Source organism: Methylobacterium sp. V23, from assembly GCF_002917135.1.
In the GTDB taxonomy this organism is placed as follows: domain Bacteria; phylum Pseudomonadota; class Alphaproteobacteria; order Rhizobiales; family Beijerinckiaceae; genus Methylobacterium.
On sequence record NZ_PDHT01000043.1, the window covers coordinates 23,897 to 30,398 of the forward strand.

Annotated in this window: 3 protein-coding genes and 1 pseudogene; 1 reads left to right on the forward strand and 3 read right to left on the reverse strand. The window is 51.5% G+C overall.

Annotation, left to right across the window (positions count from 1 at the left end):
• Window positions 1–179 precede the first annotated feature (179 nt).
• Window positions 180–1,904, reverse strand: a complete 1,725-nt coding sequence (locus tag CRT23_RS24685; RefSeq protein WP_181017457.1) for a glycerophosphodiester phosphodiesterase family protein — start codon at window positions 1,902–1,904, stop codon at window positions 180–182.
• 278 nt (window positions 1,905–2,182) lie between these two features.
• On the opposite strand from CRT23_RS24685, the pseudogene CRT23_RS29335 reads away from it, so the two are divergent.
• Window positions 2,183–2,284 (forward strand): annotated as a pseudogene (locus CRT23_RS29335) (IS5/IS1182 family transposase); the annotation flags it as partial.
• 358 nt (window positions 2,285–2,642) lie between these two features.
• Here the strand turns inward: CRT23_RS29335 and CRT23_RS24700 are convergent.
• Window positions 2,643–3,878, reverse strand: coding sequence for a glycosyltransferase family 4 protein (locus CRT23_RS24700; RefSeq protein WP_103712213.1), 1,236 nt, complete (start codon window positions 3,876–3,878; stop codon window positions 2,643–2,645).
• Window positions 3,875–6,343: a glycosyltransferase gene (locus CRT23_RS24705; RefSeq protein ID WP_181017458.1), complete on the reverse strand. Its 2,469-nt coding sequence runs from the start codon at window positions 6,341–6,343 to the stop codon at window positions 3,875–3,877. Before CRT23_RS24705 ends, CRT23_RS24700 begins: the two co-directional genes overlap by 4 nt.
• Between the last annotated feature and the right edge of the window lie 159 nt (window positions 6,344–6,502).

Here is a 6,502-nt window from a genome sequence, read left to right on the forward strand (position 1 = left end):
CTGCCGCCTTCAAGCTATAAACGGCTGCCCCGAGTCAGAACAACAAAGACGCCAACACTTCGGTTCGGTTCAGGCCCCAGGTTCATTTATTTCAGTCCCATAGCGAATTGCAATGGGGTGACCGAGTAAGCCGGATGCGTTTTGACGTGACCACCCCAAATTCTCCATGCGTCGATCGGTTAGTTCGTTGAATCTGCTTCCGTTGCTCCAACAAGCGTAGGGCTTGCTGCCACCTCACGGGCATCGTCAAAGTAGTGGTGGTTCTGTGTTGTCACAAAATCGGCCCCCATTTTCACAAGCTCGCACAGAGATTGCTTAGATAACCCTCTATGATGAAGATATATGCAAGATAGAAGACCATTGCGGTGGGCCGCTTCAGTGTACATTTTCGCCAAAACTAGGTCGTTCGCGGAGTTGAAAAGTATGCCGTCGAGCTCCTCCGCACTTTTGATCACCTCAGCGGCACCATCACTTGGAATTTCCGGAATCTTTAGAACGATAATGCTGTCAGGAAAATCTTTCCTGAGCCAGGTTCCATCCTTCTGGCTATAAGCAATTATCAGCAATTTTTGCGGATTGAAGCCGGAGTCGCTGACGGCCCTTGTCACTGCAGCAATCGATCGATGACTGACAATCCGAAGATCAAGCATGAAGTAGCCGCGATCGCCGTTCTCTGATAGCGCTTCGCGTAACGACCGGACGTATAGCGTTTTCCCAAGCCACTCCCCTAAGATCTCAACGCTTTGAAGTTCCTCAAGCGTTAGAGCATCAACCCGACCGGTGCTTTTTGTAGTGCGGTCTAGTGTAAAATCATGCATGAGGACAAGCTCTTTGTCCCTTGACATCTGAACATCGATTTCGACGCCATCAAAGCCACACTTATAGGCAAAATCTACGGATGGCACACTATTGCCGGGCGGCTGAGGCATGTCATTGTTGAAGGAAATATCCTGTCCCCAAGCTATGAATTTTGTCATGTGACGCCCGACAGCTCCTTTTCCGGTGATCTGTTCCGGTTCATTCCCAAAGTAGTCCCGATACGCTGAGATTTGTTTATCCTTAATAATATTGTCTAAAGAAAAAATTTTGTTCGCAATAGTAGGTCGAAGATCGAAGCTTCCACTTGCCACCGGAGCGCGCGGGATAAATCTCTCTGCAATTTCTGTGATAACATACTGTGGGCGCTCCTTATCGTAGAACGACCAGTCTATGTTCGTTGTATGTACATAAGTGAGTCGCTGGAATAGACGGGGCAGCCATTTGCAAAGCGATATTGAGAAACTATCCCCGTACAAAACGCATGATTTTAAACGGGCTTCGGTATTTTCGTAAATCCAAATCCTTCCATGGTTATGGATTAGATTGTCATAAATCCTTCTGTCGCTGTACTCACCGAAGCGATGCACTGCCTCCTCGACGGGGGGAGACATTTTGCTTCCTAGATCGGAGAAGGATCTTCTGGGCGAGAACCTGGAACTCAGCTCGCCTGAGAAGCTACCGCCAAACCGCCTTCCAATCTCTTGAGCTACAAGCATGGCCCCGAAATCGGTCCAGTGACTATCAGCCTTGGGGTAGGTCGGCAAATCAGCTTCCGAATTTTGCAGCAAAGTCGACGGGAAAAGCGTTGTACTTGTTCCTATTTTTTCCAAAAGCTGGTCAATAGGACGACGTTTCGCTTTCTCGAACGGGTAGTACTCCGACAGTACGCTTTCTTTGCTGGGCGCGACGACGAGTAAGTGTTGCGCGTCGTCGGCAATTTTTTTTCTGATATCAATAGTATATTGCAGCCACCGATCTAGACAATCGTCGGTCAATACGAGATTGCCTGTGAACTGGTCGGCGCTATTATTTGTATCGTTTCCAAGAAAGAGCCAGCCCTCCCTCCCGCTGACAGCGGTCGCCATTGCTTCTCGCTCCCACTCTAATCCGGCGCACATGCATATTCTGGGTACGCACGAAGATCAATGGCAGCTAAGCTCTGGCAGATCCAAATCGGTCCCTGTTGGCCGAAGGCTGCGCTATTTGATCCTGAGTTCTCCGCGTCCGATTGTTGATCCCGCTGCGTAATATCAGGACAGATGCTGTACAGAGGAGTGTCCGATGTGACAGGCTCGTTCGTGCTCGCAGGCCTCAAGTGCAATCTCGTGAGTATCGATAAAACAGGCGCGGAGTAGAAACAATCAAGGATTACGAGCGCTATCCCAGCACGCTGGCGGACCTCCACATCGTCGCTTTCGTCCGCCTCATGCTCAAACAGGCAGCTCAACTCGCGACCAGTTCATAACAGCCTCTAACACTACCTGGGCACTTTGATGTTAGAGGGCAGCGTGAAGCGTCTTTGGCAGTGTGGGCACAGGACTGGCGGGACGAGGCTGGCGAAGAGATGACCGATGATGGCCTGCCGCACGGCGGGCAGGCTGGGTGATGGCGGTGGCCCCGGAAGGCGGGTCGTCATTTTTTCCCCGCCCCGTCCGACGATGTTCGGCGAGGCGCAGGTTCTGCAGGTAGGTGCAGGCGATACACGACATCAGCGCGTGTCGGCGGCGTTGGTGAGTGCCGTGCCTTAGAAGAAGCAGACGACCCGAATGGACTGTTAATGCGATTTTGACACACCGCAGCAGCCGAGTAGGTCGCATACTGCATCAAGCTGCCGCAATGGCAGCACGCAAGTATTCCTCTGCGCTCTCCTCGTAGGTCAGCGGCGCACGAATCCTCTCGACGAAATGTTGCGTTAGCCCTGTGGTCTCGGCGATGGTAACTAGCTTATCTACTAAGTCTAAGGGGTTACCGACGTCGAAGTGAAATCCATCTACTCCGTCACGCACTTTCTCCGCCATCCCACCGATGCCAGAACAGAGTACAGGCTTTCGGCAGGCAAAAGCCTCTTGAATGACCATCGGCGAGTTCTCCCACCAAATAGATGGCACAACCACCCAATCAACCTTTAGCATTCGGCGCATCAGTTCGCTTCGATCATAGGGTCCAACCCAATGTAGTAAACCTTGCTCGATCAAAGGGTTTACCAAATCAGATAAACGCTTCTTCAATTCGCCGTCCTGCTCAGCAAGATTCGCGCCATGCACCTGAAACTGGAGCCTCGCTCTTGCTGTCTCTGGAAGTAGAGCCGCGGCTCGAAGAAGCACATCGAGCCCTTTGTACTTGTTTACCTGACCAAAATAGCCGATTTTGATGGCACGCTGTCTTGGCTGTTCAGTATGAGGTAAATCAAATGAGGGCTGGCCGTTTTCGATTACAGAAATCCGGTCCTCATCAACTCCCCACGTTATGTAACGTCTTCGTAGGAACTCAGACGGAGAGATAAAGTGGTCGACCAGCGCAAAGTGTTTCTGCAAATATCTCTTACGTAACCAGAAATCCTCCGGTGATCTTTCCGGAAAACAGAGATGGCACTCTTCAGGGGATTCGTTGTTACAAAGGCGGTCAGTCTTGTTTTTCAGCATCTGCCCCTGACGATTGCAGATCGCACCATATTCGTGAAGTGTGAGAACCAGCTTGCAATCGGGGAGAGCAACCTTGATTTCCTCCAGCATCTCGACACCGATATGCGAGTAATGGTGCACGAATACGAAGTCTGGCGACTTGCTCAGCAAAAAATCCCGAAAATTAGTCGCCATCGATCTGGGATAGGCGGTGCGCATTTTGAACCAATCGCCGATGTCCTGACGCCACAGGAACTCACCTGCCCGCCGTAGTGCAATCGAGCCGGGCGCAGTTGAGATTAGATCAGTGCGAGCTAGAAAGGTGATGTCGCTGACAGTGTCTTTCTCCTTCAAACATGTGAACAGGTTGTAGGCAGCAATTTCTGCGCCGCCCACACTGAAGTCGGGATGTGCGTGAGCAACGACGAGAACTTTCATGATAATAGACCCTGACTGCCGAAAGATTTGAGATCTTTAATCTCTTCGCTCCACCGTCCCTCATGTCGCCAAGCATTATATCGCACTACGCGCTCTCTGAATATATTAGCTCCAATATCACGGAAACTCTGCCGCTCAAGGTGAACAAGGGATACATCTTGGACTAACGCGACTTGGTAGCCGGCCTGCCGAACCTTTAGGCAAAGATCAGAGTCTTCGAAGTCGCCGATAAGGAACTCTTCGTCTAGCTTACCGATAGCTTCGTAGACCGAACGGTCGAGCATGACGCATGCGCCAGTAACTGCTTTCCGTGTCAGAATTGCTGGTGCCGAAGCTGGTGGCGGCATTCCCATTCCAGGATGTACGTTGATGTGTGCATTAAATGTGGGCTCCCATTCGAAATCCAGTCCATCATGCTGGATTGTGCCGTTCGGGTAGAGCAAGCGCGCTCCGACGGCTCCTACGTTAGGAAACGTTGTAAGCACGCTAAGCATCTTCTCGAGCCAGCCACTTGCCACCGGAATCACATCGGAATTCAGCAAAACAACGTATCTACCGCAGGAATGATGTACGCCTAGATTCGTAGCTGCAGAAAACCCCCGATTGACGCCGCCAAATACAACCGAAAATGGTAGGCCGAACCGTTGATAGAGTGCGTGTGACTCGTTGAGTACACTCTCCCGTATTCGCGGATCGTCAACTACATAGATCAGCTCGACTTCACTCCTGATAAATAGATCGTCCGCCATCTCGAGCATTTGATGAAGCATGAAATCGAAACGGCCGTAGAGAGGGATGCTGAGCGAGCACAGTGCTGTTTGTGGACGGGGCCCAAAGTCGAGCCGTTCGACACGCATCGCCTCAACTGCTGCATTCTTCCTGCGGATAAGCTGAGCTATAATTGGCCCGTCATGTCTGGTTAGCCGCAAATGAAAATCCTGAGCTTCGGTTGGCAAAGTAAATGACCATTGCGCAAAGCTAACTGGATCCGATGGTGCGGCGCACCACGTAGAATTTGCTAAGCTGAAGGCGGCGTTACCATCGATGACTACAAGCTTAATCGTCCCGTCCACGGTGATGTTCCCGTGGAGAGCTAGAAGAAAGCCTGCATCTGCCGTGAAAGCCCCGAACTCAGCGCCGAACGCTTCAGTGATGTCGTTTCGCGTCCAGCGCACAGCGTCCGCCAAACTGCAAACAGATCCGTCGTCACTTACAGCCAAGATTTGGTACGTCGGCTCCGAAACGCTCCAACCAACGATCAGGCCGCCGACGTTCGGAACCGCTTTTGCCTGTTCAATGAACGCCCGTGCCTTTTTGAAGTAACCTGGAGAAGAAGTTACCATCGATGCGATCAGCTTCGTCCATTCTCGGCTCCAAAGATTTTTTCGGAGCACAAAGCCGAGAAGATTAGGCTTCTGTGTTAGGAAGGCTATTATATCCTTATCTGCCGCTTGAGACGAAAATAGAAGGACATCATCTGCAGCGTGATCTGCTGCACGTCCGAGGATTGCGCTTGGCGCCTCGCTTTCTTTCCAGATGGCAACGAAACCCTTTGCTGATCTTTCGTCCAGTGCAAACCCCGACGCGACATCCGGGCGGTCGAATAGAGCGATCTCGCTCAGACCTGCTATCTCGCCGGCGTAGTGTAGCTCTATGGCATCGACTCCGAAGAACCATCCTTCCACGCACACCGCTCCATGATAGATGAATGCGGAGTCAAACGCGATGCCGGCGACAGGTTTGCCATCTGCTGCAAGCTTCACTGAGCAATGTCGCTCAGCCTGCTCGGGTACGGCGATTTCTTCGCACATATTTTGATCCGCAAGATCTTTAGACGTATTCTCATGTAGCGTCGCTGGAACTCCCTCAACACCAGAGCCGGAGCTGGGAGGGTCAACGAGGCTCAACTCGCTAGCGTCGGGGGGACGATGTGAAATCATGCCGTCTAAAAGCCTAGCGGGTTCGATCTTAGAAGCCAGATGTGCTGTTTCGTTGGAACCGGTGAGCAAAAATTCATCGCCTCCGGCGACTTGCGTTGTTACTATAGGCTTACCGGTAGGCGCTTGGTTCGCAAGAAGGTTGAGGACAAGCCAACTTACCGTCGGCCGTTCCACCGACCAAGCGATTTGTTCCCCTGATTCGGCGATGACGACGGAAAGTCTAGCTGACGGGTCTGCTGAATGAACGGCACTCAAGGCGGCTTCATCGAAATCCTTGTAGGAGATCTGAAGAGTGCAAAGGGCTTCTTGGCCGATCGCACTGGACACATCTTCACGGAAGATTGAGGCGGTACCGGACAAGATGATTTTATTGCAAGCCATCAAATTCCAATTGACCGGCTCTCTGGGTCGATCAATTCGTAGAATCCAGCCATGAATTCCCTGCTGTGGGTCTGCGAAGTCGACCAAGCCTGCGAAGCCAGATTTTAGGTTTCCGAAGAAAGTTGGTGCCTCACTCCGTTGCATGGACTGACTCGATATAAATTGATCCATAATAATCAGATAGCTGATCTGTTAGAAAAAGGTGACAATTTTGTAGCATATAAATCAAGCCTCTCGCGCGAGTTTGTGGAGGTTCTGTCCGTAGGCGGTTTTGGCAAAGAGCTTGCCGCGGGCGACGAGCTG